This window comes from Ruegeria sp. AF5, assembly GCF_056541905.1.
Genome location: NZ_JBQFYZ010000003.1, coordinates 330,285 through 356,581, shown reverse-complemented (window position 1 = coordinate 356,581; position 26,297 = coordinate 330,285). Strand labels below are relative to the sequence as shown.

Sequence of the window (26,297 nt, the reverse complement as noted above, 5' to 3'; positions counted from 1 at the left end):
CGCTTGCTGCATCATCAGAACGCGGCGTAGATTGAAACTGCGGCGAGCCTGATCCTCCTAAGCCAATCAAACGCTCGTGTTCCAAATCATTCGATGACGGACAGAGGCCGAACGATCCGCGGCGGCCGAACAGGGCCGGGTCCAGCGCGAACGCTTCCTCACCCCGGGCGCGGGCTACCAGCCCGGCAATGCCCGGATGTTCAACAACTGAAGGGGGCAGGCCCATGGAGGGATCGGTCCTCGCCCGCATCGCGGCCATCATTTTCGTCGCCATCGCGATCACCGCGGCGGTGGTGGAGAGGAGCCGGGACGAGGCGGGGCAGGCGGCGCGTCCGGCAGCGCTGGTTACGCCCGAGGTCGATCCGCTGCGGGCCGAACAGAGGCGCTGCCAGGAGCTGGGCGAGGCCGCGGCCTCCGATCCCGACTGCCTCGCCGTCTGGGCAGAAACCCGTGACCGCTTCCTCGGGCGCGACCGGGCCGGGGGCGAATGAGCCATGGGCGGCACCGGCGTCATCGACACCTTCCTCGGGGTCTTCACCTCCTATATCGACAGCGGCTTCGGGTTGCTGGGCGGCGAGGTCGCTTTCATCGCCAGCACGCTCATCGTGATCGACGTGACGCTGGCGGCACTCTTCTGGGCCTGGGGCGCCGATGACGACATCATCGCCCGCCTCGTGAAAAAGACCCTCTTCGTCGGCGTCTTCGCCTGGCTCATCTCCAACTGGAACAGCCTCGCCGCCATCGTCTTCGACAGTTTCGCGGGGCTGGGTCTCCTGGCCTCGGGCACCGGGTTTTCGCCTGCCGATCTCTTGCGCCCGGGTCGGGTGGCGCAGACCGGGCTCGATGCCGGACGGCCGCTTCTTGAATCGACGGCCGATCTCATGGGTTTCGTCGCCTTCTTCGAGAACTTCATCCAGATCGCCTGCCTGCTTTTCGCCTGGGCGCTGGTGCTCCTGGCCTTCTTCCTGCTCGCGGTGCAGCTCTTCGTGACGCTGATCGAGTTCAAGCTGACGACTCTCGCGGGCTTCGTGCTGATCCCCTTCGGGCTTTTCGGCAAGACCGCCTTCATGGCCGAGCGGGTGCTGGGCAATGTCGTTTCCTCCGGCATCAAGGTGCTGGTGCTCGCGGTGATCATCGGCATCGGCTCGACGCTCTTCGGCCAGTTCACCGCCGGGTTCGGGGGCGTGACGCCCACCATCGACGAGGCCATGGCGATCGTTCTGGCCGCGCTCTCGCTCCTCGGTCTCGGCATCTTCGGACCAGGCATCGCCACCGGCCTCGTCTCCGGCGGGCCGCAACTGGGCGCGGGGGCGGCCGTCGGCACCGGGCTTGCCGTCGGTGGGGCTGCCGTCGCGGCGGGTGGCGGGGCGATGCTGGGCGCCCGTGGTGCCGGGGCGCTGGCCTCGGGCGGGGTCGCCGCCACGCGTGGCGCCGCTGCCGCCACCGGGGCCGCGTCCACCGCCTACAGCCTCGGATCCATGGGTCAGACCGGGGCGGCCGGGGTCGCCTCCGGGTTCGGTGGTGTGGCCCGGGCCGCGGGATCCGCCGCCGCGTCCCCCCTGCGCCGAGCCGCCGCCTCGGCCAGTGACGCCGTCAAGGCAAGCCACGCCGCCGGTGCCCGCGCGGGCTTTGCCGCCACCGGCGGCGCGTCCTCGCTCGGCAGCGCGGAAGGGGCCTCCACTGCCGCCGCCCCAGCAGGCAGTCCACCGGCCTGGGCGCGCTCCATGCGCCGCAGCCAGGCCATTGGCCATGGCGTCTCCGCCGCCACCCATGCGCTGCGGGCCGGGGACAGCCCCAGCTCAGGCGCCTCCGTTTCCCTCTCCGAAAGTGACCGATCATGAGCCTCTTCAAACGCGCCGCCGCGCATTACGGCAAGACCCCGGACCCCGAGACCCCTTACCAGAAGGCCGCCCAGGTCTGGGACGAGCGCATCGGTTCCGCCCGGGTGCAGGCGAAGAACTGGCGACTCATGGCCTTCAGCTGCCTGATCCTCGCGGGCGGCTTCGCGACCGCGCTGGTCTGGCAATCGGCGCGCGGCACCGTGGTGCCCTACGTCGTCGAAATCGACCGGCACGGGGAGGCGCGTGCCGTCGAGGCCGCAAGTGCCGACTACCGCCCGAGCGATCCGCAGATCGCCTGGCATCTCGCACGCTTCATCGAGGAGGTCCGGGGCCTGCCCGCCGATCCCATCGTCGTCCGGCAGAACTGGCTACGCGCCTATGAGTTCACCACCGATCGCGGTGCGCTGGCGCTGAACGACCATGCCCGCGCCAACGATCCCTTCACGCGGGTCGGCGAGGACCAGGTCTCGGTGGAGGTCTCGAGCGTGATCCGCGCATCGCCCGACAGTTTCCGGGTGGCCTGGTCCGAGCGGCACTACGAGAGCGGCCAGCTCGCGCGCACCGAACGCTGGACCGCGATGCTCACCGTCGTGATCGACCCGCCGCGCACGGCGGAGCGCCTGCGCGCCAACCCCCTCGGAATCTACGTGAACGCGATCAACTGGTCGCGGGAGATGAGCCAATGACCCGACCAATCCTGCCCGCCCTCCTTTTGGCCACCACGTTTCTGGCCGGTTGCGCCAGCGACCGCCCGCCCGCATTCGCCTATGACGACGCGGTGCCGCCCTTGCCATCGCCGCCTGCCACGGCGCCCGATGACCGGCCGCGCCCGCTCCATGTCCCGCCCGCCTGGACCCCGAGCCGGGGCGGGGAGGCGGCTGCCACACCTGTCGCGCAGGTCGGCAATGCCAATGCCGCCGCGCGTGTCGAACCGCGGCAGGCGGGGTATATCAACGCGATCCAGATCTATCCCTGGTCCGAGGGTGCGCTCCATCAGGTCTACGCCGCCCCGGGCCAGATCACGACCATCGCGCTCGAACCCGGCGAACGTCTCGCGGGCACCGGCCCGATCGCGGCGGGCGACACTGCACGCTGGATCATCGGCGACACCGAAAGCGGCGCAGGGCGCGACACCCGCGTCCTTGTTCTCGTCAAACCAACCCGGCCCGACATCCGCACGAACCTCGTGATCTCGACCGACCGGCGCACCTACCTGATCGAGCTCAACGCCAGCGAAGAGACTTGGATGCCCGCCATCTCCTGGGCCTATCCGCGCGCGCCCGAGACACCCCGCGTCGCATCGGCCACGCCGCGCATCCCGCCGGTTCACGCGCGCAACCACCGCTACGGGCTGCAGGGCGACAGCCCGCCCTGGCGGCCGGTTTCTGTCTTCGACGACGGGCGCCGGGTCTATGTCGTCTTCCCCCGCGGTATCGCCCAGGGCGAGATGCCGCCGCTCTTCGTGCTCGGTGCCGATGGGGAGTTGGAGATCGTCAACTCCCGCATCCACGGCAATGTGCTCATCGTCGACCGGCTCTTCGGCGCGGCTGAGCTGCGCCTCGGACGCGGTCCCCGGCAAGAGGTGGTCCGCATCCTGCGGATCGAACCCCGGACCGAGGCGACCATGGTGCGGCAGGATGCGGAGCGGGGGACATGAGCGAGACATCGACCGATACCGCCGCCGCCATGCGCCTGCGCGCCGATCCGCCCCGCGTCACGCGGATTTCGCGCAAGGTGATTGTCGGGCTCGGCATCGTCGCGGGCCTCGGCATCGGTGCTGCACTGATTTACGGCCTGCAACGTCCGGACCGAACTGCAGCCCCGGAAGAGCTTATCACCACGGACCGCCGCCAGCCCGCCGATGGCCTCCGCGATCTGCCGGGCAGCTATGACACGATCCCGCGCCTAGGACCGCCGCTGCCGGGCGACCTCAGTGGTGGCATCCTTGACGCGCAGCAACGCGGCCAGCCCATCGCGGCGCCGAGCCTCACGCCGCCCACCATGGACCCTGCGGAACAGCAGAGACTTGCGGAACTTGAAGCAGCGCGCGTGAGTGACCTCTTTTTCCAGACGCGGCCCGGGGCGCCCGCGTCCACCGGGTTCCAGATGCCGCCTGCGGCACCGGGGAGCGGTTCGGCCGCTACCGCGGAAACCGATCCGCGCCAGGCCTTCCTGACCGGGCCGATCGATCGCAGCACGGTCGCCCCCGACCGCGTGCAGTCCCCAGTGTCTCCTTTCCTCCTGCAGGCCGGATCCGTCATCCCGGCCGCGCTCATCACCGGCATCCGTTCCGACCTGCCGGGCCAAATCACCGCACAGGTCACCCAGAACGTCTATGACAGCCCCACGGGCAGCCTTCTTCTGATCCCGCAAGGCACCCGGCTGATCGGCGCCTATGACGACAGCGTGACCGTCGGCCAGCGCCGCGTTCTCCTGGTTTGGACCCGGCTGATATTTCCCGATGGACGATCTCTTGTCCTCGAACGCCAGCCCGGGGCCGATGCCGCGGGCTTTGCCGGTCTCGAGGACCGCGTCGACAATCACTGGGGTCGCATCCTGCGCGCGGCTGGCCTTTCGACCCTGCTCGCCGTCGGGGCGGAGCTTTCCCTCGACGAAGAAGACCGTCTCGCTCGTGCCTTCCGCGACGGAGCCATCGACACAATTAACGAGGCCGGGCAGCGCATCGTCCAACGCCAACTCGAGGTCCCGCCGACTCTCACAATCCGCCCGGGCTTCCCCGTCCGCGTGCTCGTCACGCGCGACCTCGTCTTCGCACCATCCGGAGGCTGACATGACCAAGCTGAAACTCGGACCGATCCCGGACGACAAGCCGGTGAAGCTCACCGTGGAAATGCCCGCAATGCTGCATCGCGACCTCATCGCCTATGGAGAGATCCTCGGTCGGGAAGCAGGGCAGGGACCGATCGAACCGAAGAAGCTGGTGGTCCCCATGCTGGAGCGGTTCATCGCGACTGATCGCGGATTCGCCAGAGCGCGACGAACGCTCGCGAAACCCGGGCTTACGAAGTCGAATCCATGATCCACGGAACCGGCTCCCATCGGAACAAAGGTGTCGAAGTAGGAAGGCCGTTACAACGGTCTGGCGATGGATGGGACGACTTTCTCTTGATACTATCCTTGATGTCCACGCTTTTGTCAGACACGTTCGCAAAGGATTTGCATAGATGGCGAAAATTCCAGGTAACGGACGAAATTTCTCGCAACGGCGCAATCGAGACAAGATAATGTGGCGTTTCAGAAATCTGGATGATTGCCTTTGGCTAGGCGTCTTGAGGCACTTCAGTAGTCAAAACCAAATTTAATGAGCATAGCTCTCGAGGCTCTTCAATCTAGCCCCCGTTCAAATGAACATCCTTAACTAAAGTAAGTCGGTGCATGGTTCTGGTTTGAGGGAGATAGTCAGCAACAGCGTAGTGTTGCACAAGCCGGTTGTCCCAGGCGACAATCATTCCGACCTCCCATCGATGTCTATAATGCAACTCGGGAGTTTTCACTAGGTCAAATAAATAATTGAGAATGCGGCGATTGTCTCCGGCGTTAAGCCCCAAAATATGACTAGTGTACGTTTCATTAACATAAAGCACTTCTTCCGAAGAATAGGGATGCGTAAGTACAACTGGATGAATGGCTGCCCCATGGTCAGCCAGCCCTTTGATCAATTGGCTGCGGTCTTCGTTTGTACGGGCAAAATGGTTCTTCAAGTCACCGACTTCGTGCACTGCAAACAAGTCTTGAATATCTTTTCTAAGACCGGACGGAAGAGCTCGTAAGGCGGAACGCATACAGGCAAAAATCGTGTCGCCGCCCAACGAAGGCACGTCCACACTCGAAACAAAAGTGGCAAAAGGCGGCGATTCCCGGAACGAAGAGTCAACGTGCCAAATATCGGTATCTGGTCGCGACTCGGAATCGGCGTACAATACTGTTATTTCTGGCGCTTCGGCGGAGGCCTCATAAACATTTAATGGAACAACTGGTTCGCCAAACATGCGTCCAATTTCAACGTGTTGAATCGGGGAAACGGTCTGATCTCGAAAAACAAGAACTCCGTGGCTCACCAATTCATTATATAACTTTGATGCAGTATCCTTAGAAATGCCAGCTCCAAGGTCAATTCCGTGAACTTCGCCTCCCAAAGTGGGTGACAGTTTGGAAATAGAGAATTCAACCATCACCACGCTTCCTCTTGAACAATATGCGAATAGGATCGAACAGCTTGAAAATAGATGCTGCAACTAAGAGTAAAGGAACTGAAGCGGCAAATGCAAAAGTCTTGCTCGACCAACTAAGCCGTGTTCCAGTATATTGAATAATTCCGAACAGGATCGTAACTACAGCTAGCGAAAGAAGAAGCTTATTGAATAGCCTTTGTTCGCGCAGAATGGCTTCTTCTTTGACCGAGTTAAAACGCTCATGAAGTCTCTGGTAGTCTCTGTCTAAATTGACCAACCCACGTACGTTCTCATATTCGTCACGATACAGACTGTAACGGATGTCAAGGTCATACAATTCACCAAAGCTCTGCAGCATTCCCTCGAGACTGTTCAGTACTGCTAGAGTATCGTCGGCTTGATCGATCTCTCGGTTAAATTCTCGGATCATCTCCTGAAGACAGGCTATGGCTGAGTCCTGATAGACCGAGAATCCTAACCACCTAAGAATGGAAAAATTCGGGAAGGACTCCCTCTCAGCTGGATAGATTATGAGCTTGGAGTCGCTGCTTGGGTCCAGAAATGTCATTCCATTCATGTCCGTTCGCAAACGGTTCCCGACTAGCATCTGATCTAATTTTACGGAGCCCTTAGTAGTATAGGCGGACGCGGGATCCATAAAGTCAGCATGAAACAGTCTCTTGTAAACCGCGTCTCGTATGGATTCGTCTTCGTTGCTGCGGAGCCACTCCTCCCATGGACGTGCCTCTTTCGTCTTTGAGTTAAATGTTACGAGGTTCAGCTTTGTGCTGAACTGTGATTCTAAGCTTGCCAAATAAGCGCTTTCGGAAACTTGGCCTCTACTTCTGGAACGTGTCCCAGACAAATAATTGCCCGACCCTATTTCGTTGATCCATTCTAGAAGGCCGACAGATGCGTAAGTTACAATCTCACTTAGGTCGTTAACGCTGTCAGGAAGGGTCAAGATATCTTTCATTCGACAAGATACGTCATATTTCGGCTTGTTGCCTTCAACCCTTGTGTTCAAGTTATGGGGCTTCCGAAGTGACAAGTCTATTTCATGGACCTCATCAAGATATGCCTTTCTCGAACTCAAGAAAAATAAATCATTATTCATTTGGTCTTTGGCTGAAACAGGAAAACATAAAAAGGATAGAGAAAATGTTCTCCGGAAAGATGACAGTATTGGCGTCCGATACAGTACAATATGTGGTATCAGAAGTAGATCTTGGTCAACACTTTCAATATTCTTCAGAAGAATGGACGGAAGGGTAATATTGTAAATTTTCTTTGCGAAATCATTCCGGAAAAGTCCACTCCTTCGAAATGCCATTATGTGGGAAATAAGATCCTCGGCATCACTTGGATGGCGTGCAGTAGCGGACTTCTCTGACTTAAGAACAAAGTCACGAAAAAACGTTTCACCACCCTCAATGTATGCGTGTACTCGATCGCCTCGAGTTGCGGTTCCCAAGATTGAGTTTCCCGAAAAGTTCAAACACTCAGGAACGACTGCCCCTGCGTCATATGTAGCCAGGCCTCCGGCCTCAAACCGCTTCTCGACTTTGTTTAAGGTGTGACTGGAAGAGTCGTTTCCACCGCTAACCGATTGATTACCTCTGTAAAGGCACTTCAAGGAGTCTTGCCCAACGAAGACCTCGAATGCTTTTGGCCGTGTTGAGAATGCGCTTGATAGTCGCTTGAAAGCTCTCTTCTCAACCGACGGCCTTGCGCCGAACCAACCTGAAATCGTTTCTAGAAAGAACTCAGAGCGGCTGGAGGTTGAAAAAAGGACGCTCTTGAATTTCTTGGGAACTGTATAGGATATAGTCCGGCAAACAATTGCATGTTCTTTCGGAAAAACCAGGTTCCACAAATCTCCAACACGGTGAAGCTGGTGCTCTAATTCCTCAGCGGACAGCTCCAACAGTATCTGGCTTTGGGCTGAAGAGGGTTCGAAATAGTGAAGTTGTAAGAGATCACTACTTGCATCTAGAATACAGGCTTGCTTCCCTACACATTTTTCCAATGCTCGCGTGGCTGCGAGTGTGGTCTTTTCTTTGCCGAAGTTTATACCAATACATCTGTTGTCACGATATGAAATGACAGACCTCTGCCGATGATACCACCTCACTTCTGTTCGGGAGCCAAACAAGAAATTGTTCGTAGGATTAAGACTTGAGGTAATTGCAGTCGCAAATTTTCGAACATTAGAGAATAGATTGGGAGAGTTATCTAAGCGGTCCTTGAAAAATTCACTGCGCAGATCTGTGGGCGAATAGGATTCGGTGCCAAAAGCGGCAAGTATTTTTCGAACGTCCTCAAGATAGTCTGTTAACACTTACTCGCCCTCCGTTAGATGCTCGAGGATCTTATCGAATTGCGAATATAGGGAATTTATCATTCCAATGTTGAGAATTACGTGATCATATAGCATAATGCGTTCGGAATACCTACCCGATAGCGTCGAGAGTTCAGAAAAGCGTTCGGCAATTTTTCTTTGGCTGGTGACTCCTCGCCTTTCCATTAAGCTGCTTAAAGTCCGCTCATTGAAATGTCGATATACGAACAGTGTTTTAGCTTCAAAGAGTTCCTTCAGTTTCCTGATTGCATACGTATCGGTGCAGATAAGCACTGGGATCCTTTTCTGAGAAAGGCTTAGATGCAGTTCAGAGATGTCGATGGCGTATTCTGCTCCGACATCAAAATATTTTAGATACCGGTCGTCGTTTGGAATACAGCTTACAAATCGGTGATCTTCATCAGCTGTATCTCTTTTTTGTCGTGTGGTGAGTTTTTTCGGTGTGCAGAAAGAGTGTTTTCTCGTTTCTCTGACATATTGCAACAGAGCCGATTTTCCTGATCCTGTAGGCCCATCAATTATCAGAAGCTCCAAGTGGCTAACCTGCTGTTAAGTCATTCTATTTCATGCAGTCGGTTCCTTAGGCTATCCGCCACCCTTTTGACTTCGTCCATGTTAGGCTCGGCGGGAAAATGCTGCCCCCATCCATCAGAACCAAAGACGCCCGGTCCAAGTGATGGATCGGACTTGAAGCGTGGAAGAAGATGTACGTGATAGTGAGGGTCTTTGTCCCCGATAGCGACCATGTAAGTCTTCTCGCAATCCAACAGATCAACAATTGCACGTGAAGTCATTTGTGCGAGCTTAACCATGTTGCTGAGCTCTTTCGGGTCGGCCTCGTGAAGGTCCTTCACTTCAGACTTGATCGCGACCAACACATGTCCAGGTCGAAGGGGGCCATCAAGAATGACGTAGCCGAGCTTTCCGTTGTAGATTGTGTTATCTGGTGTAGCCTGTAGAAAAATATTTTCTGACACGAGCGGCTCCTATGTTTTGAACGGATGGTTGATGATACTGCGTTTCTGTAGCCATAGCACTCGGTTTCACCACGTTAGGGGGAAGTTTTGAAGGGAGCAAGCCATCTCGCGCTCGTTCGTGCATGCCGCAATCTCGTTCTGGCAGAGTTGCGCGTCTCAGACTGTGGGGATCGCCGTGTCCTGAGCTCGAAGCGCTCGACCCGGTGCATGTTGGCAGGGGGGGGGGCGGGCTGATGAGGCGCACCTGGTTGCGGATATGATCGAAATGCCTTTCCACTGTGGGCGGTACCAGTATGAACGTCTGATTCCCTGGCAAGTCGCTCGTCATCGAAATCGTTTGAAGCTTGCGCGAGGTGCAAGTTCTGATCGATCAATGGAGACAAAACTAAAATACTGAGCGAACCTAATGTGGTTTGGGCCAACATCCGCGGGATCCCCAAACCATCGCCCCGATGACCAATGGTCGTCCATACACTAAAGTTCAAAGCGAACGGCCTTGATGGGGATGATCGGTACACACGATGATTGAACAAGAGACTTTTTGCCTTCCAGGTGTTTCCTTTGCCAAAGGCTTTGCATTTGGCGTGCCACTTTCGGTATCCGAAGCGCTTGCGGAGGAAAACCCAGATACTATTTTGATAATCAGGCGACATGACTCTTTGAAGTCCATTGAAGCTGTGTGTGCTCAACACACCCCACATGCTGCAATCCTAGAAGATTTCGGACCTTATTCTCATCAACATTGGCTCTGTAGCTACTACGACGTACCAGCGATCTCCCTGCCAACAAGGCAAATCTTGGAGCTGCCAACCTCTTCGCTTTTTATTGACTTTGACTCGGGTTCAATATTTGCTTATGAACGAGGCAAGGAAAGAATAGCCGCTGCCGAACGCGAGGCTTGGGACTTGTGCCGGCGGGAAGAAAAAAGAGAGTTGACCACCGGAAGAATCCAAGTTCTTGCGCAAATAAATACTCCCTCTGACGTCAGTATTGCCGTTAGCCAAGGGTGTGATGGTTTTGGCGAGATCAAGTCATCATTATTAGCGAGCGCTCTTGGCAAAAGAAGACTTGCTGCAGTCGAGATTCTCGAAGCGATTAGGAAAGTTGACTGTAGGCAGAATCTTCTGCCGCTCAGGTTCTTTGACGCTTCTCCTATGCAAAACGAAAAAAACGATATAGTTGACGGTACCGCAAATAGCGCCTTGGGCGTTCGGGGGGTGCGTCTTTTTGAGGCTGAGCCTAGTGTTACAGCCCTATTTCTTGAGGGCATCTCCGACATCGAGCAGAACGACTTCACAGTGGTTTTGCCTATGGTGAACACCATTGGGGAGCTCAAAGCTGCCAAACTCGCTTTGTCGCTGTCAACCGATAGAACTGGGGTGCAATTCGAAACCCCTATGGCGTGCCTGAACGCAGACGAAATTCTGTCTGAGGCTGCGTTCGCGATCATCGGGTTGAATGACTTGACGCAGTACACAAGTGCTTGGGATAGAAACCGCTATCATGAAGAGTTCACTCCTCATTCAGCATTACTTCCCCAAGTAGTTGAATTAGCCAAAAAAGTCTGTTCTGCAGCGCAACGAAGGGAAATTGCTGCTGCAATCGCCATAGATCTGTACCCCACCGAGACGCTCGCGGCGGACATTCATGAGGTCTCACCTGATGCCGTTGTTGTCTCGCCACGGAGGATTGAAAAATGGAGGCGTGTGTTGGCGGCGTTTTAGCCTAGTATTTTTGCTTTTAGGTTATTAAAGTTCCTGTCATCAATGAGAGCTTTCAACATTTCTGGGATTATCTCGACCTCGACGAAGCTGTCTTCAAAAGCCAATTGAAGAAAGTCGTCGAAAGTTTTCTCAACAAGATGAACTCTTTCGCCAGCATCATTTTGTCTAGAGCCCGATGGTATACATCCTTTTGCAACCAAATAGTACACTACCCAGTCTATTTTAGTCGTAGGATGTATGGCAAACCAGAATTTAATTTCGTCACAAGTGTACCCGATTTCTTCATGCATTTCTCGTTTTGCAGTTTGGTAGACCGTTTCATTTGCTTCCTGCCTTCCGCCTACAAGACCATAAAACGCACTACGACCTGGTTGTTCTTGCTCAGTTGTCAGAATGGTGCCTTGCGGTGTTACAGGTACCACTACGACAGTATCTGGCCGCTTTAGTTTTTCAAAGGTCTTTGTAGAGCCATCGAATTGTTTTTGCTGCCACTGAAACACTTCGAAGAGCTTACCTTGGAAGACAAGTTCGGCATCTTTTGGGATTGGCTGATTGGAAACCGGTCTTTCGATGTCGTCGGAAGTCATTATTTTCGCTCATTTGCCGCTTCGTTGGTCTGTTCGGTCTCCGGCGCTGTGCCCATGGCTCTGCTACACACCGGCCAAATGCAACCTAGGTATCACGGTTTTTGTTTGTAGTCAGCCTGCAAGAGCGGAGCGGCGCACTTCGTCTGCTATCTCTGCACTGTCAAATTTCGGATGTTCAGTACCGCCGGACATGGAGGCCATCAAAAGCGAACTGCGAGGTGGCCTAGACTTGTGCAAACGTTTTGCTGCATAATTTTGAGCATGGCATCAGGGACCTCTAGTCCAAGACCGCAGAGGCCGAGGCGGCCATCCGAAAGCAACGCAAACGGGAGGAAAGGCAAGAATTCTGGAAGCGCGAAGAGGATCTTCGGAACGCGGACTAAGCCCTTGCTCAAAGCCGTGAACAGCTGTCTGAGGTGATCCAGAAATGGTCTGCCGCGATGTCGATCCAAAGCTTTTTTCGAGAGGCGGAGGAGCGTCTTGCCGGGATCGAGACTGACAGGCGCGAGGCCTTGTCCAAACGTCTTGTTCTAGCGCGATCCATGATGGGAACGCTCGATCCGCTGGAGTTCCTGAAGCAATGGGTCTCGCCGGATGAGCGCTATCGACGGCAGTATCCGGGTGACTGATACAAGCGCTTCTTTGTCAGTGGCTTGCGTCTCGATATTCAAGCAGTCTCGGCTTAGGCGCAGGCCTCGACTCGATCAGCATGTGCTCGATGGCTGACTTTCGCGATTCCCGGTCCCGCGTGTAGGTGTTCCGTCTGAATTCGACGCCCTCCAGCAAGGCCTTCAAATATCCCGCGACCGTATCTGCCGCCATGATCAGTGTCGAGTCAAGCGTGTGCACGTAGCGGCTCGTCACCGAGCCTTTTGCATGACCGATCAGGGCAGCGATCGTTATCTCGGTGAAGCCAAGGTCATTCGCGATACTGGCAAAGCTGTGCCGCAAGACATGCGGCGTCACATCCCAGAGCGGCGTGTCCGTCAGGAGCTTCTTCCAGCTTTGGGGAAAGTTGCCGACCGCGTTGTCGATGCCCTGGCCGGGAAAGACATAGGTGCCGCTGCGCGATGACCGCTTGCTTTCCAGGAACTCGATCACCGGAAGCCCGATGGGACGCACCGATGCGCCTTCCTTGCTGTCGATCAGCCTCAGGCAGCTGCCTTCGATGTCGACCTCGCTCCATCTGAGATTGATGATCTCGCCGCGTCGACAGCCGGTCACGGCGAGGATCCAGAGGATCTCCGCGTGCAGGCGAAAATGGTCGCTCTTCTCCGCCTGTCGCAGAATGCCGCCCAGGATCCGGTATTCCGCCTCGCTCAGCCGTCTGTCGCGTACCTGGTACTTCGGTTTGCGCAAGCCATGGGTCGGGTTGTGATCGATCACGCCAGCTTCCACCGCATAGGAGAATATGCCGCCAAGCAGACCCATGGTGCGGATCGCCGTTCCGCGCCCACCGCGGACGATGGCTTTACCGCGCAGCTTCTCGGTTTTCATTACCACACGCGTCTTGCCCGCGATGATGTCCTTCATCAGGTTGTTCATGTCCGGCTTGGTGATGTCGCGGACGCGGCGTGTGCCGAGCAGGGGGATGATGTGTCGGCGGATGCGGCCCACATCGATCTCGATCGTCGAGGCTCTCTTGGGGCGACCGCCTTTGCCCATGATCAGACCGGCCTCCATGTCTTCGATATACTGTTCGCAGAGCTGCTTGACCGTCAGCGCTCTCCGGTCCTCCTCGCGTTCCTCGGCCGGGTCGTTGCCTTGGGCGACGTTCCCGAGCAGAGCCTTCGCCTCCCGCCGCGCCATCTCCGGCGTCCAGATTCCATGCCGGCCGATCGTGTAGCGGCGGCATCGTCCCCGCGCGCGGTACTGAATGATGTAGCTGCGTTTTCCGGAGGGATAGACGCGGAGCCCGAAGCCGGTCACCTCGTCATCCCAGACCGCCGTGCCCTTTGGCCCCAGCTTGACCGCTTCGACAAATCGCTTCGTGAGCTTCGGCATGCTCAGACCCTCATTTGGGGCCCGGTTTCACGAAAGCAGGACGCAACCACGCGGCCGGAAACCAAGGCGTATTCTCGGATAGAGCTTTCGGCGCGGCGCTTGACCGTGTCTATAATTTTTCAATTATTATAGTGCTCTAGCGGGCTCTATCGCATGTTTCGGAAAGCCCATTAGACCCGCTCCGAAGGCAGAGGCCAGAGGTTCGAATCCTCTCAGGTGCGCCACCCAATATTCAACGTCGGATTGAAATCGGAAGCCCTGAACAGCGGACTTGTCGATTGGATTGCTTAATGCGTTGATCGTGCAGTCATCACAACGGCCCATGAGTGCAAAAATACTGCTGAGTTGCAGTATTTGAGGGAGGGATTCGCTGTCGGGTATCGGGAGTTATTGTAGTAGTTGATTTGGCGGCTCTGCCGCCAATCGCCACAAATGTTAGAAAACCGAGTGGGAAACTCAGTCAGTCAAAAGTTCCAAACAGAACCGATGTGTTCAGGTTTTACCCGCGCCAGGTGCGAACCACGCCGCAATCCATGTGTACGAAGTTCGATCCATAATACTGACCAACACCGCCTGCGCGGCACGACATCGCCGCCTTGGCCATCTGCGATACCGAGCGGGAGGCAAGGCGCAAATCAGCTGCTTGCCCTTCCATGTGAAGCGAGTTGCGCGCCACACGGCGGGATCGGGAACGCAGCATTGCGTTGGTCTGAGGTGAGCGATATCCGGACAACAGCATGTAGGGTTCGTTGACATCCAGCAAGCTGTGTGATGCCGCCATGATATCAATCGTGCGTAAATCGATGGATTTTACCTGATCTGTGCGCCAATCACGCATGAAGTTGTTCACTTCTTTGACAGCGTCCTTGATATACTTACCATCGACCCAATAGATCATATCCAACCGTTCGCCAGTGCGACCGGAATACATACGAATGCGACGAATATCGCCGCCACCGCGTAAAAAGCCTGCTGCGTTGGAGTAGGTGGGTGCTGCTACGACTGCCGTTGCTGCAAACGCTCCCAATAGGGCACGCCGGGTCAAGCCCGAGGAACTGCTCTCTGTCATTTTGGTTTCGTCCCGTACTGTTCCTGCCTGCACACGATGTTACGTGCACTGTCTTAATTATTCCCATCCCAGATGCGGGATTTATGGCACAATCGGAATCGACGGCCAAGAAGTGTTTCATTTTCACCTTTTCAAGGGGGAATTTTCGGCAGTTTTTTGCGCATTTGCCACAGAGCATCACAAATATTTCGCAGTTGTGGGCTTTGGGCCGCGCAGCCGATGCAAACGCGCATCAGGCCCACGAAGAAGCGATTTGGTAAGGATATCGTGAGTGGACAAGCGTTCTGGCACGACTGCATAGTTGTTCGACGTATAAATCACCAGTTCAAACTATTGAATTCCAAGGCCATCCTATGTTTTCTGTTCTCCGCACCAGTACCAGCATCCTGTTTGCCGCGTGTTTCGTGGCTACCGCATCCGTCGCCAATGTGTCGTCTGAAGCTGCGCCAGGAACTGCGTTTCAGATGGCGATGGCTGAACATACTCAGCAGGCGCCGCAACTGGTTGAGTTCTACCGGGCAAACGGGTTTTCGCCGCTTTGGGTCGGCGATACGCCTGAACACACTCAACGCCGGGCGGCGCTGATCAATGCGCTTACGAATGCGCATCTGCACGGCCTTCCACAGGCCGAGCCGACTGTTGTCGCCGTGATGGAAAAGATGGAAAGGGCCCGTTCGGTGCGCGATCTCGGTGCGGTTGAAGCAGAACTTAGCCGTATCTTTGTCGAATATGCTGACGCGCTTTATGCGGGTGCAATCCGGCCCGGCAGTGTGGATGATGGGCTGGTTCGGTCCGTAGAACGACGCAGCACAGTTGAGCATTTGCAGGGAATAAGCACTCAAGGCGCGGCCTACTTTACAGTCTTGGCGCCGCAATCACATCAATACCGCGCATTGATGAAGCAGAAGCTGTCCTTGGAAAAGCTGGTGTTTCAAGGGGGATGGGGGCCAACAGTTCCCGAAAACAAACTGGAATACGGCGACACGGGACCGAATGTTGTCAAGCTGCGCGACCGTCTGGTGGTGATGGGTTACATGAAACCGTCCGCTAGCCCGTCTTTCGACAGCGCGTTGCTTGAAGGCGTTCGTGCCTTTCAATCCGCGCATGGGCTTGAAACCGATGGTGTGGCGGGCAAGGGGACGATTGCCGAAATTAACCGTCCAGCCACAGACCGGTTGAAAGCCGTTTACGTTGCGTTGGAACGCGAACGCTGGCTGCCTCGGGAACGCGGCACGCGTCATATCCTTGTGAACCAAGCCGACTTCACGGCCAAGATCGTGGACGAAGGGCAAGTCACTTTTGAAACCCGCGCAGTCATCGGTAAAAATGTGCATGATCGAAGAAGTCCGGAATTTTCGGATGAGATGGAGCATATGGTGATCAACCCAAGCTGGCATGTTCCCCGCTCGATCGTGACCAAGGAATACCTTCCGAAACTGCAATCAAACCCGAATTCCGTGGGACATATTCTGATAACTGACAGAAGCGGCAGGCAGGTCGATCGGGGTGCGGTGGACTTTACCCAGTTTACGACCAGCAATTTTCCCTTCGCAATGCGTCAACCGCCCAGCCAAAGCAATGCGCTGGGTCTGGTGAAGTTCATGTTCCCCAATAAGCACAACATCTATCTGCATGATACTCCACAGAAAAATCTGTTCTCGCGCGAAGTTCGGGCCTTTTCACATGGGTGTATCCGCTTGGCCCAGCCATTTGAATTTGCTTACGCCTTGCTGGCCAAACAAGAGGAAGATCCAAAGGCATTCTTCCATCGCGTTCTGAACACCGGAAAAGAGACCAAAGTCAATTTGGAACAGAAAGTTTCGGTGCATCTGATTTACCGCACGGCCTATATCGGGCCCAAAGGCGAAGTGCAGTATCGTCGCGATGTCTATGGGCGGGACGGCAAGATTTGGGATGCCCTACAAAAGGCAGGGGTGGCCCTGCCGGACATTCAGGGGTAAGCACAGGGCAAATCCTGCCAAAAGGAAGCCCGCCATGCAGTTTACCGTACAACAGATTGCCGAGTCTCTGGGTGCCGAATGTCAGGGCGATGGCGGCCTGACGATTGTGCGCGCCGCCGAACCGGGCGATGCAGGCCCGACAGATCTGGCGATGGCTATGTCTCCGAAGTACGCCGAGGCGCTTACCAACGGAGCCGCTCGTGCGGCCGTCCTTTGGGAGGGCGCCGACTGGCAGGCGATGGGATTGCGTGCGGCGATTTTTGTAAAACGTCCCCGTATGGCGATGGCTGGCATCACTTCCATGCTGGACCGTGGGCAAGGAGTTGAGCCGGGGATTCACCCCTCGGCCGTGATCGATCCAACAGCTGAAATCAGTTCTGACGTGGCGATTGGACCGTTGGTTGTTGTAGGAGCGCGCGCCCGGATCGGCGCAGGCTCTGTCATAGGGGCACATTGCACCGTGGGAATGGACGCCATATTGGGCGACCAGGCAGTGTTGCGCGAAATGGTCAGCATTGGCGCACGGGCGCAGATCGGAGATCGTTTTATTGCGCAACCCGGTGCCCGGATCGGAGGGGACGGGTTCAGTTTTGTTACCCCCGAAGTCTCGGGCGTCGAAAATGTACGCAAGACAATGGGCGATCAGGGTGAGGCCAAAGCTCAGAGCTGGCTGCGCATTCACTCGCTGGGTGCTGTGGAAATCGGTGACGATGTCGAAATTGGCGCGAATTGCACAATCGACAATGGCACGATCCGAAATACGTATATTGGCCACGGTTCCAAGTTGGATAACCTGGTCCATGTCGGGCACAACACCCGAGTCGGTCAGGACTGCCTGTTGTGCGGTCAGACTGGTGTGTCGGGTTCGGTTGAGATCGGAAACAACGTGGTTCTGGGCGGTCAGACCGGCGTTGTCGACAACATTTTCATCGGGGATGGGGTTATTGCCGGTGGCGGCACTAAGATACTGTCCAACGTACCCGCTGGTCGCGTGATCATGGGGTATCCCGGAGTCAAAATGGAAACGCATACGGACATCTACAAGGCACAACGGCGTTTGCCCCGTATGGCACGCGACGTCGAGGCATTGAAAAAGGCTGTTTTCAAACAGACCCCGAGCGATTAAATCAACCTCAAACTGATAATCAGGGGATCGACATGAGCATCAGCGACCGCGTCATCGCGATCATTGCAGAGCAGGCCGTTCTGGAGCCATCGGATGTAACGCCCGAAAGCACGCTGGAAGATCTGGGTATCGACAGCCTCGGGCTGGTCGAAAGCATATTTGCCATCGAGGAAGAGTTCGACATTTCGATTCCTTTCAATGCCAACGAGCCCGAGGCCAATGACTTCGATATCTCCAATGTGGCCGCGATCATCTCTGGGATCGAAAAGCTTGTGTCGGAAAAGGTCTGACACACGCTCATGAAACGCGTTGTCATTACCGGAGCAGGTACGATCAATTCGCTGGGCCATTCGGTCCCTGACACGCTGGAAGCAATGCGCGAAGGTCGTTGTGGTATTTCGGAACTTGAATTCCGGGATGTTGATCGGTTGGCCATCAAGATCGGCGGACAGGTCCGGGGTTTCGAGGCGGAAGGGCGGTTCAACCGACAGCAGATGTCGCTGTACGACCGCTTCACGCAATTCACCCTGACGGCAGCCAAAGAGGCGATTGAGCAGTCGGGCATCGAGTTTCACGGCGAGTTGGCAGCAAGATCAGGTGTTGTTCTGGGAACCGCGGGTGGTGGTGTTTCGACTTGGGATGACAATTACCGTTCTGTTTATGAGGATGGGAAGAACAGGGTACACCCCTTTGTCGTTCCAAAGCTCATGAACAATGCAGCCGCCAGTCATGTTTCAATGGAACATAACCTGAAGGGCCCCAGTTTCACCGTGTCGACAGCATGTGCGTCATCAAACCATGCGATGGCTCAGGCCTTTCAGATGGTGCGCAGCGGCGCGGCTCCGGTCATGGTTACGGGCGGGTCCGAATCGATGTTGTGTTTCGGCGGTGTAAAAGCCTGGGAAGGTCTGCGCGTGATGTCGAAAGACGCGTGCCGCCCGTTCAGTGCCAACCGCAACGGAATGGTGCAGGGCGAAGGGGCTGGCGTCTTTGTCTTTGAGGAATACGAACACGCCCGCGACCGAGGGGCCGAAATACTGTGCGAAGTTGTCGGCTTTGCCATGTCATCGGATGCCTCGGACATTGTGATGCCCAGCAAACAAGGGGCCGCGCGTGCCATGGCCGGTGCCTTGGCCGATGCGAAGTTGAACGCAAAAGATGTGGGTTATATCAACGCGCATGGCACCGGAACAGCTGCAAATGACAAGACCGAATGCGCAGCCGTGGCCGACGTGTTTGGGCCGCACGCAGACGATCTGATGATATCGTCCACGAAGTCCATGCACGGCCACCTGATAGGCGGGACCGGAGCTGTTGAGCTGCTGGCCTGCATCATGGCACTGCGGGACGGTGTCATTGCACCGACGATTGGATATGAGGAACCGGACCCGGAATGCGCGTTGGACGTGGTACCGAACGAAGCACGCGAAGCAAAGGTCGACGTCGCGCTTAGCAACGCATTCGCCTTTGGTGGGTTGAATGCCGTACTGGCCCTGAAGCGGGTTTAGTGAAAAAGCCGCCGTTAATAAAACGGCGGCTTCCACGGATGTTTTTTCTTAGTTTGTGTTGACGTTCAGAGCGTCAAAGCCCGATGTGAAGCCGGAGAGCGACATGTCCATTTCAAGAACCTGATCCGGGAAACGGGCGGGAACCAGTGAAAACGTCGCTTTGGTTCCAGCTTTCATCGCGTCGATATCCCCTTGGCTAAGACCCAGTTGCGCGATGCAGCCCACGGGAACGCATTGGTGATAGTTGTACAATTTACGCGGCGCGCCATCGATTGACAGGGCCAGTTGCGCTTGCAGCAGAGTTTCGAGGGGTACGATCACATTTGCCCAAGCAACGGCTGCCCCACCTTCTGGCAGTTTCCCGATGGATACTTCTGCGATCGGATCACCATTTTTGCCCTCCAGAACCTGAACGATGGCGCAAGGATCCTCGCCTTCCTGTGCCTTGATACAGGATACGTCCCAATCGCCGAATTCTTCCTTTACGAACTGTTCTCCGACCCGGGGGCCTTCCTGACCAAGGTCCAGACCGGCGTCTGGCGCGGTTGTGGTTGTGTCTTGTGCATACGCTGCGCCGGATAGCAGAACAGCGGCGACCGTGTTGAACGAGAGGATTTTCTTGAACATGAATGCCTCGGGTTGATGATTGATCTTTTTGCTTCGTTTAACACTCTTCTGAACCAGTGTCAGGCACTAACAGAACAGCCTTTGCGAACGTGAACGGATTCTTGCCTGAGGCCTGGAACCGCACCTTCGGAGATTAGAAAAAGGGAGCTGTTCGACCAGCTCCCTTCCCCATAAGTTTCTCCCCGTCGGACTGGCCGACTTATTTATGCGCAAACCCTACGGAAGGGGCGCACACGGGTCAACAGCTATCCTCATTTTTTAATCTATGCGCCAGAATAATAATCCGATGGCCAAACCAAAAAGGCCGTGCCAGCAGGCACGGCCAGTCGACAGGGAGGAAGTCTGCCTCGCAATGCAAGGCAAATAGACTATCGCAGTCAAAGGTTAACTTTGTATGCTGGCGGCAGATCGGTGAACAATAAGGCAATGTTAATGGGCACGAATATCTTTTTGGGCGGTGGCGGTGAAAACTATGGCCAGCCGCAGGAACTGGCGTTGAAATATGCCAACCGCCACGGGTTGATTGCCGGGGCAACCGGTACCGGCAAAACCGTGACGTTGCAGATTCTTGCAGAAGGTTTTTCTCAGGCGGGTGTCCCGGTATTCCTCTCGGATGTGAAAGGGGATCTGTCTGGTCTGGCCCTTCCCGGAAGCGAGGCCCACAAACTGCATCAGGCCTTTCAGGACCGGGCCAGTCGGATCGGGTTCGAGGAATTTGCCTATTCTGCCTGCCCGGTGACATTCTGGGATCTGTTCGGTGAACAGGGCCATCCAGTGCGCACGACGGTGACGGAAATGGGTCCGCTGTTGCTGTCGCGGTTACTGGAGTTGAGCGAGGCGCAGGAAGGTATCCTGAATATCGCATTCCGCGTGGCCGACGAAGAAGGGATGCCGTTGCTGGACCTTAAGGACCTACAGGCGCTGCTGGTCTGGATCGGAGAGAATCGGGCGCGACTGTCATTGCGATACGGCAATGTATCCACGTCCTCGATTGGGGCGATTCAGCGACGTCTGCTGGTCCTCGAGAATCAGGGTGGTACAAAGCTGTTTGGCGAGCCTGCACTGGATCTGGCCGATCTGATGCGAACTGACGAAAACGGGCACGGAATGGTGAACATTCTGGCATCAGACCAGCTGATGGCAGCCCCACGGCTATATGCAACGTTCCTGTTGTGGCTGTTGAGTGAACTGTTCGAAGAGCTGCCAGAGGTCGGAGACCCCGAAAAACCAAAGCTGGTGTTCTTTTTTGACGAAGCCCATCTGTTGTTCGACGATGCGCCAAAGGTTCTGGTGGACAAGGTCGAACAGGTCGCCCGCCTGATCCGTTCAAAGGGTGTGGGTGTATACTTCATTACTCAAAGCCCCGCCGATATCCCGGAAGATATTCTTGGACAGCTGGGCAACCGTATTCAGCACGCATTAAGGGCATTCACGGCGCGGGACCGAAAGAACCTGCGGCTGGCCGCTGAAACCTATCGCGAGAACCCGACTTTTAACACGGAAACGGCAATTCGCGAAGTCGGTGTGGGGGAGGCCGTCACCTCAATGCTGCAAAAGAAAGGTGTTCCGGGCGTGGTCGAGCGTACGCTTATTCGTCCGCCGGGATCTCAGCTGGGGCCAATTTCAGATGCCGAACGCCGGGATATCCTTGCCGCCTCGGCGATGGCAGGAAAATACGACAAGAGCGTAGATCGAAAATCTGCCTTCGAGATTCTTCAGGCGCGGGCCCAAGCTGCGGCCAATGCCGCAGAACTGGCCGAATCCGACGAAGTTCTTGAAGCGCAATCGCCGATCGAACGCGAATATTCTTCGGCCCGCAGATATTCGGGCAGCCGGGTCGGCCGGTCCTCCTCCCGGGTTGAGCGCAAGCAGGACACGTTTGCCACGGCAATGACCGAAGCGGTGATCAAAGAGCTTAAGGGCACAACCGGGCGCCGGATCGTGCGCGGTATCCTCGGCGGATTGTTTCGCAACAGGTAAAAACGTAGCGTCCTTGGTGGGCGCTACAGCGTTTACTTCAGTCGGCGTTGGCCTTCCTGGCGACAATAGGCGTCAGCCTCGGGAACAGACATCTTCGTGGCTGGGAAGTCGATTGCACGGTCCCAGGTCACGCGATCCTGACGATACAACTGACAGGTCACGACACCTTTAGGTGTCTGAACCTTGACGGGCGTCGTCTCAAGATCTTCGGGGCTGGGGACACAAGCGGATACCGCAACCGCAATAGCCGGAAACAGAATGAGTGATTTCAGATGTGGTGCTTTCATTTTCTACTCTTGTCTACTCGTCTTGTTGATCGATTGAAACGGCATAGGCGAGGGTGAGTGCCAGCAACCTGCCGCAAATCGAAAACACTGTGGTGGGTTCGTTTATTCAGAAAAACCTTAAGAATCAAGAAACCGCGCCAGATAAGTGGCGCGGTTTTGCGCATTGGAACGTGGCGCGGACCTATTTCTCGGGGATCAGACCCCTTGGGCTGAATCTGAGAACAATCAACAGGATCAGGCCCATCGTGAACAGGCGCATATGTGCGGCACTATCAATAAGATGTGCCTTCAGCGCGCTGCCATCCGGCAAGCCTGCAGTGATAACACTCATCAACCACAAGCCAATCGGTTCGACCTGAACCCACAAGAACCATATCAGGAACGCACCCAAAACGGCCCCGAAGTTGTTGCCCGAACCGCCAACGATCACCATGACCCAAACCAGGAAGGTAAAGCGCAGCGGATTGTAAGTGCCCGGCGTCAGCTGTCCGTCCAGAGTGGTCATCATCGCGCCTGCGATGCCGCAAATGGCCGACCCTAATACGAAAATCTGCAAGTGGCGACGGGTGACGTCCTTGCCCATCGCTTCGGCTGCAATTTCATTGTCGCGGATTGCGCGCATCATACGGCCCCACGGGCTTTTCAGCGCCATTTGCGCCATCCAGAGCAGCACCAGAAGAACCAGCATGAACAGCAGCGAATACCCAAGTTTCACCGAGAGGGTGGATGCAGTGACCGGATCCAGCCCCAGCCATTCGGCGCGGGCAAGAAAAGCCGGATCTTGCTGCAAGTCAACTTCATACCCGACAACCGGGGAGGGACGCGGGATGCCATAGACGTTCTTCACGCCGCGGGCCAACCAGTCCTCGTTCTTCATGACGGCGATGATAATCTCGGCGATACCCAGTGTGGCAATTGCCAGATAATCTGACCGCAGCCCTAGCGCGGTTTTGCCAATCAGCCACGCCGCCCCGGCAGCCAGCAGACCTCCGGCAGGCCAGGCCAGCAGAACGGGCAGGTTCAGTCCACCGATGTTACCGGCAATCGCCGGGTCAATGGCCTCGACCGCAGCAACATTGGGGTCGAACACGGCCCGGTAGAGGAAGAAGCCGACGATAAGGACAGTGATTATTGTGAGCGTTTGCACCCGGCCTTTGGGTATTCTTGTTGCCACCAGTACGGCTGCAACAACGGTGGCAGCCCCCAGTAGCAAGGACAGAACGATACCATAACCGCCTGCGCCCCAGGCGCCCGGAGTAGGCTCTGTCGAAACCAGAACCACGGCCAGACCACCCAGCGCGACGAAGCCCATAACCCCTACGTTAAACAGGCCCGCAAAGCCCCACTGCAGGTTCACACCGATCGCCATGATGGCCGAGATCAGCCCCATGTTCAGGATCAGAACGGCAGTGTTCCAACTTTGCGTGAAACCGGTCAGCAGAATCAGACTGCCAACAGCTATGAAAAGCAGAGTGTTTTTGACAGATTCGGTCATACTGCTTTTCCCTTGAACAGGCCCGTGGGCTTAAACAGAAGCACGATCAGCAGGATGACAAAGCTGACAGCGAATTTGTAATCGGTGGACAGGAGCTGGACCAATCCGGACGGCTCCAGGTTTTCGGGGGCCACATAGGTCAGTACTTTTTTCCAGGCATAGGTGATCGTCACCTCGGAAAACGCGATGATGAACCCGCCGGCAATTGCGCCCAGTGGGTTACCAAGGCCACCCACGATGGCCGAAGCGAATATCGGCAGCAGAAGCTGGAAATAGACGAAGGGTTTAAAGCTCTTGTCCAACCCGTAAAGAACACCCGCTGTGGTCGCCAAGGCGGCCACGATGATCCAGGTGATCATCACAACACGTTCAGGGTTGATGCCGGACAAAAGCGCCAGATCCTCGTTGTCGGAATAGGCGCGCATCGATTTCCCGGTTCGTGTTTTATTGAGGAACCAGAACAACAAGGCCACGGCAATAACGGCCACTATCAGTGTAATCCCTTGCGAGGTCTTGATAGCCAGCCCCTCTTGTAGGCCTGTCATGGATTTGAAGTCCCGCGCGGATATCAGGAATCTTGCACCGTCCGAAAACTTTTGGTCATCCGGCCCGATGATAAAGCGCACCAAACCGTTCATGATGAACATTACACCCATTGATACGATCACAAGGATAACCGGCTTGGCCTTTTGTTCGCGGTAAAAGCGGTAGACCAGCCTGTCCGTGACCAACACCAGCAGGATGCAGCCAAGGATGGCAAAGGGCAGGGCGAGCAGGGCAGTCGGCAACGGCCCAAAGCTGACACCAGCGGCCTGTAAGCCCCAAGTGACAAGCACAGCGATCATCGCCCCAAAGGCCATGGTGTCACCATGGGCAAAGTTCGAAAACCGCAGGATGCCGTAGATCAGGGTCACGCCAAGCGCTCCCAATGCCAGCTGGCTGCCATAGGCAATCGCAGGCACGATGACAAAGTTGGCCAGTGTGACCAACGCGTTCAGTAAATCCATGAATTCTTCTCACTGTCCGGGTGCGGCTTTATGGCATGTGTACCATTGGTAATTCAACACACGGCTATGGTTTTCAACGAATTGGGCGAACGTTTTTTGCCAGGGTAACGCGGAACCAGCAAGGCTTGTGAGTTTCCGAGAACCAAACGCGCAGGTGAAGCCGCGCGACTTTTGAGGTCAGCGTGGCCACCCGGCAGTATTGCTTGGATGCAAAGTCACGCCTGAACGTCTTGGCATTTGCCGAAATCTTCGTCGGCATGGGGACCTTTGACAGACAGATCATAGGACATGTCGTCAAGTTGAACCACCAGCGTCATCACGTTCTGACCTTCGATATACATGAACGTCATGCTTCCCACGCCTTTGAGGATCACAGCATCGCCTGCGGCTATTGGGGTTTCAATGTTACCTTTGTCACCGTCCGCGGCACGGCTAAGGCGGATTTCGCTGCCGTCGCGGTCGGAGGTGCACAATAGGTGGCGTTCTTCGGCTACTGCCTGAGTGGCCGAAAATAGGGCAAGCGGCAAAGCGATCCAGAGTTTCATAGTCTGCGGGTCCTTGTCTTCGATTTTGCATTCGCCTTCGAACTGTCGAGCCATTGGTTCAGTAATATGGCCCGACCGGCGTGGATGGCCCGCCTAAAGCTCCATTATGTCACAAATTGAACTTAAGCGTGTTTTTTGCCCTTTGAATCACGCGTGAAAATAACCGATTTGGTCTCGTGAAAGAGCCATTAAAACAAATAAATAATAGTCATGTTTAACGTCCTCAAATTTAACGCACCATTATCCTGACATATTGAAAACACAATCAGACATGGGTTGAGCGATTCAGGTTCAAAGTGACCCGCGCCGGGCCGTTTTGTCTGCCAATCTAGGGCCCCAGATTGTTTTTGTCTCAAGCTGAGCGCACACCACCTCACCTGGCCTCAAGTTCCGGTGAAATAGCTGGTTCAGGTCTATGATACGAAAGGGTTTTTCCTAAGTTCACTTCGTTGAGCTGCGGAAGATGTGATTGTCGAGCGCAGCCAGTACCGAAATATAAGGCTGATCTCGCGAGCGTAATAGCGCGCGAGGGCAGGCATAAGTAACCGAAGGAAGAAACTCATGAGATTTACCGCGCTGATCACGGCTGGCCTGTTGATGCCCACATTCGTACAAGCTGCAATCGACGACCCGCTGAATGGCGCGGATTTTGTCGTCAATTGCCTCTCCGACAAAAACGGGGGATCGGTGACTCTGGCGCGGTCGGGTGAGACGGACAAGGGGTTCATCGTGGCCGAAAACATCAAGGGCGAGGCGCAGATTATTCCCGGTCTGAACTCGCTCACCTTCCTGCATATCATGGATCAGGACGTGGTGACCTTTGTGGTGGATTTCGATAACCTGCACTATGACATGTCGGTCAAAGGTCCACATGCCGCGAATGACTCCGGATATTGTAGCAATCCGGCGGGGTGAGAATTAGGAAGGCGGTTGCACTTAGTTATGCAGTGATTTTCTACACTGTTTTCCTTGAAGCAACGTGTTTCTGCGAACCCACTGCTAGA

General features: G+C 55.9%; 26 protein-coding genes and 1 pseudogene. 15 read left to right on the top strand and 12 right to left on the bottom strand.

Annotation, left to right across the window (positions count from 1 at the left end):
- Positions 1-100 precede the first annotated feature (100 nt).
- The 7 genes and pseudogenes from ACR0DS_RS08015 to ACR0DS_RS07985 form a co-directional block, all read left to right on the top strand.
- Positions 101-211, top strand: a pseudogene (locus ACR0DS_RS08015) (P-type conjugative transfer protein TrbJ); the annotation flags it as partial.
- 13 nt (positions 212-224) lie between these two features.
- Positions 225-491: a putative entry exclusion protein TrbK-alt gene (trbK-alt, locus tag ACR0DS_RS08010; protein WP_480558348.1), complete on the top strand. Its 267-nt coding sequence runs from the start codon at positions 225-227 to the stop codon at positions 489-491.
- 3 nt (positions 492-494) lie between these two features.
- Positions 495-1,841, top strand: coding sequence for a P-type conjugative transfer protein TrbL (gene trbL, locus ACR0DS_RS08005; RefSeq protein WP_480558350.1), 1,347 nt, complete (start codon positions 495-497; stop codon positions 1,839-1,841).
- Positions 1,838-2,527 carry a conjugal transfer protein TrbF gene (trbF, locus tag ACR0DS_RS08000; RefSeq protein ID WP_480558352.1) on the top strand — a complete coding sequence of 230 codons (690 nt, stop codon included), beginning with the start codon at positions 1,838-1,840 and terminating at the stop codon, positions 2,525-2,527. The genes trbL and trbF overlap by 4 nt, the downstream gene beginning before the upstream one ends.
- Positions 2,524-3,498, top strand: coding sequence for a P-type conjugative transfer protein TrbG (gene trbG, locus ACR0DS_RS07995; protein ID WP_480558354.1), 975 nt, complete (start codon positions 2,524-2,526; stop codon positions 3,496-3,498). The genes trbF and trbG overlap by 4 nt, the downstream gene beginning before the upstream one ends.
- Complete coding sequence (locus tag ACR0DS_RS07990) at positions 3,495-4,631, top strand: TraB/TrbI/VirB10 family type IV secretion system protein (protein ID WP_480558356.1); 1,137 nt, start codon at positions 3,495-3,497, stop codon at positions 4,629-4,631. The genes trbG and ACR0DS_RS07990 overlap by 4 nt, the downstream gene beginning before the upstream one ends.
- 1 nt (position 4,632) lies before the next feature.
- Positions 4,633-4,881: a DUF2274 domain-containing protein gene (locus ACR0DS_RS07985; protein WP_480558358.1), complete on the top strand. Its 249-nt coding sequence runs from the start codon at positions 4,633-4,635 to the stop codon at positions 4,879-4,881.
- A gap of 310 nt (positions 4,882-5,191) precedes the next feature.
- Here the strand turns inward: ACR0DS_RS07985 and ACR0DS_RS07980 are convergent, their stop codons facing one another.
- The 4 genes from ACR0DS_RS07980 to ACR0DS_RS07965 are packed head-to-tail and all read right to left on the bottom strand — an operon-like array spanning position 5,192 to position 9,373.
- Positions 5,192-6,034 carry a TauD/TfdA dioxygenase family protein gene (locus ACR0DS_RS07980; RefSeq protein WP_480558360.1) on the bottom strand — a complete coding sequence of 281 codons (843 nt, stop codon included), beginning with the start codon at positions 6,032-6,034 and terminating at the stop codon, positions 5,192-5,194.
- Complete coding sequence (locus ACR0DS_RS07975) at positions 6,027-8,375, bottom strand: hypothetical protein (RefSeq protein WP_480558362.1); 2,349 nt, start codon at positions 8,373-8,375, stop codon at positions 6,027-6,029. The genes ACR0DS_RS07980 and ACR0DS_RS07975 overlap by 8 nt, the downstream gene beginning before the upstream one ends.
- On the bottom strand, positions 8,376-8,930 hold the full coding sequence (locus ACR0DS_RS07970; protein ID WP_480558364.1) for a hypothetical protein: 555 nt from the start codon (positions 8,928-8,930) through the stop codon (positions 8,376-8,378).
- Positions 8,931-8,950: 20 nt separating this feature from the next.
- A complete protein-coding gene (locus ACR0DS_RS07965; RefSeq protein WP_480558366.1) occupies positions 8,951-9,373 on the bottom strand; it encodes an HIT family protein in 423 nt (140 codons plus the stop codon).
- Between the two features lie 521 nt (positions 9,374-9,894).
- Here ACR0DS_RS07965 and ACR0DS_RS07960 point away from each other — a divergent pair.
- Positions 9,895-11,097 (top strand): putative PEP-binding protein, encoded by a 1,203-nt coding sequence (locus ACR0DS_RS07960; RefSeq protein WP_480558367.1) that lies wholly within the window; start codon positions 9,895-9,897, stop codon positions 11,095-11,097.
- Here ACR0DS_RS07960 and ACR0DS_RS07955 read toward each other — a convergent pair.
- On the bottom strand, positions 11,094-11,684 hold the full coding sequence (locus tag ACR0DS_RS07955) for an NUDIX hydrolase (RefSeq protein ID WP_480558369.1): 591 nt from the start codon (positions 11,682-11,684) through the stop codon (positions 11,094-11,096). The genes ACR0DS_RS07960 and ACR0DS_RS07955 overlap by 4 nt on opposite strands.
- 416 nt (positions 11,685-12,100) lie before the next feature.
- On the opposite strand from ACR0DS_RS07955, the gene ACR0DS_RS07950 reads away from it, so the two are divergent.
- Positions 12,101-12,313 (top strand): hypothetical protein, encoded by a 213-nt coding sequence (locus ACR0DS_RS07950; RefSeq protein WP_480558371.1) that lies wholly within the window; start codon positions 12,101-12,103, stop codon positions 12,311-12,313.
- A gap of 16 nt (positions 12,314-12,329) precedes the next feature.
- Here ACR0DS_RS07950 and ACR0DS_RS07945 read toward each other — a convergent pair whose 3' ends face one another.
- Complete coding sequence (locus ACR0DS_RS07945; RefSeq protein WP_480558373.1) at positions 12,330-13,688, bottom strand: tyrosine-type recombinase/integrase; 1,359 nt, start codon at positions 13,686-13,688, stop codon at positions 12,330-12,332.
- A gap of 499 nt (positions 13,689-14,187) precedes the next feature.
- Positions 14,188-14,757: a peptidoglycan L,D-endopeptidase MepK gene (gene mepK, locus ACR0DS_RS07940; RefSeq protein ID WP_480480893.1), complete on the bottom strand. Its 570-nt coding sequence runs from the start codon at positions 14,755-14,757 to the stop codon at positions 14,188-14,190.
- 353 nt (positions 14,758-15,110) lie between these two features.
- Between mepK and ACR0DS_RS07935 the strand changes: the two genes are divergently transcribed.
- The 4 genes from ACR0DS_RS07935 to ACR0DS_RS07920 are packed head-to-tail and all read left to right on the top strand — an operon-like array spanning position 15,111 to position 19,352.
- Complete coding sequence (locus tag ACR0DS_RS07935) at positions 15,111-16,718, top strand: L,D-transpeptidase family protein (protein WP_480558375.1); 1,608 nt, start codon at positions 15,111-15,113, stop codon at positions 16,716-16,718.
- 34 nt (positions 16,719-16,752) lie between these two features.
- Positions 16,753-17,844 carry a UDP-3-O-(3-hydroxymyristoyl)glucosamine N-acyltransferase gene (locus ACR0DS_RS07930; protein ID WP_480485621.1) on the top strand — a complete coding sequence of 364 codons (1,092 nt, stop codon included), beginning with the start codon at positions 16,753-16,755 and terminating at the stop codon, positions 17,842-17,844.
- Positions 17,845-17,876: 32 nt separating this feature from the next.
- Positions 17,877-18,134: an acyl carrier protein gene (locus tag ACR0DS_RS07925; protein WP_171723262.1), complete on the top strand. Its 258-nt coding sequence runs from the start codon at positions 17,877-17,879 to the stop codon at positions 18,132-18,134.
- Positions 18,135-18,143: 9 nt separating this feature from the next.
- A complete protein-coding gene (locus ACR0DS_RS07920) occupies positions 18,144-19,352 on the top strand; it encodes a beta-ketoacyl-[acyl-carrier-protein] synthase family protein (RefSeq protein WP_480558377.1) in 1,209 nt (402 codons plus the stop codon).
- 48 nt (positions 19,353-19,400) lie between these two features.
- On the opposite strand, the gene ACR0DS_RS07915 is transcribed toward ACR0DS_RS07920, so the two are convergent.
- Positions 19,401-19,979, bottom strand: coding sequence for an invasion associated locus B family protein (locus ACR0DS_RS07915; protein ID WP_480480900.1), 579 nt, complete (start codon positions 19,977-19,979; stop codon positions 19,401-19,403).
- Positions 19,980-20,411: 432 nt separating this feature from the next.
- Here ACR0DS_RS07915 and ACR0DS_RS07910 point away from each other — a divergent pair, with 432 nt between their 5' ends.
- Positions 20,412-21,959: a helicase HerA-like domain-containing protein gene (locus ACR0DS_RS07910; RefSeq protein ID WP_480558379.1), complete on the top strand. Its 1,548-nt coding sequence runs from the start codon at positions 20,412-20,414 to the stop codon at positions 21,957-21,959.
- Between the two features lie 32 nt (positions 21,960-21,991).
- Here ACR0DS_RS07910 and ACR0DS_RS07905 read toward each other — a convergent pair whose 3' ends face one another.
- The 4 genes from ACR0DS_RS07905 to ACR0DS_RS07890 all read right to left on the bottom strand — a co-directional run bounded on the left by ACR0DS_RS07905 (position 21,992) and on the right by ACR0DS_RS07890 (position 25,347).
- Positions 21,992-22,246: a hypothetical protein gene (locus ACR0DS_RS07905; RefSeq protein WP_209503910.1), complete on the bottom strand. Its 255-nt coding sequence runs from the start codon at positions 22,244-22,246 to the stop codon at positions 21,992-21,994.
- 181 nt (positions 22,247-22,427) lie between these two features.
- Entirely contained in the window at positions 22,428-23,741 is a 1,314-nt protein-coding gene (locus tag ACR0DS_RS07900) for a branched-chain amino acid ABC transporter permease (protein WP_480480904.1), read from the bottom strand.
- A complete protein-coding gene (locus ACR0DS_RS07895) occupies positions 23,738-24,748 on the bottom strand; it encodes a branched-chain amino acid ABC transporter permease (protein ID WP_267366195.1) in 1,011 nt (336 codons plus the stop codon). The genes ACR0DS_RS07900 and ACR0DS_RS07895 overlap by 4 nt, the downstream gene beginning before the upstream one ends.
- A 215-nt stretch (positions 24,749-24,963) precedes the next feature.
- On the bottom strand, positions 24,964-25,347 hold the full coding sequence (locus ACR0DS_RS07890; RefSeq protein WP_480514494.1) for a hypothetical protein: 384 nt from the start codon (positions 25,345-25,347) through the stop codon (positions 24,964-24,966).
- A 507-nt stretch (positions 25,348-25,854) separates the two neighbouring features.
- Here ACR0DS_RS07890 and ACR0DS_RS07885 point away from each other — a divergent pair.
- Positions 25,855-26,208 (top strand): hypothetical protein, encoded by a 354-nt coding sequence (locus ACR0DS_RS07885; protein WP_480480909.1) that lies wholly within the window; start codon positions 25,855-25,857, stop codon positions 26,206-26,208.
- The last annotated feature ends 89 nt before the right edge of the window (positions 26,209-26,297 follow it).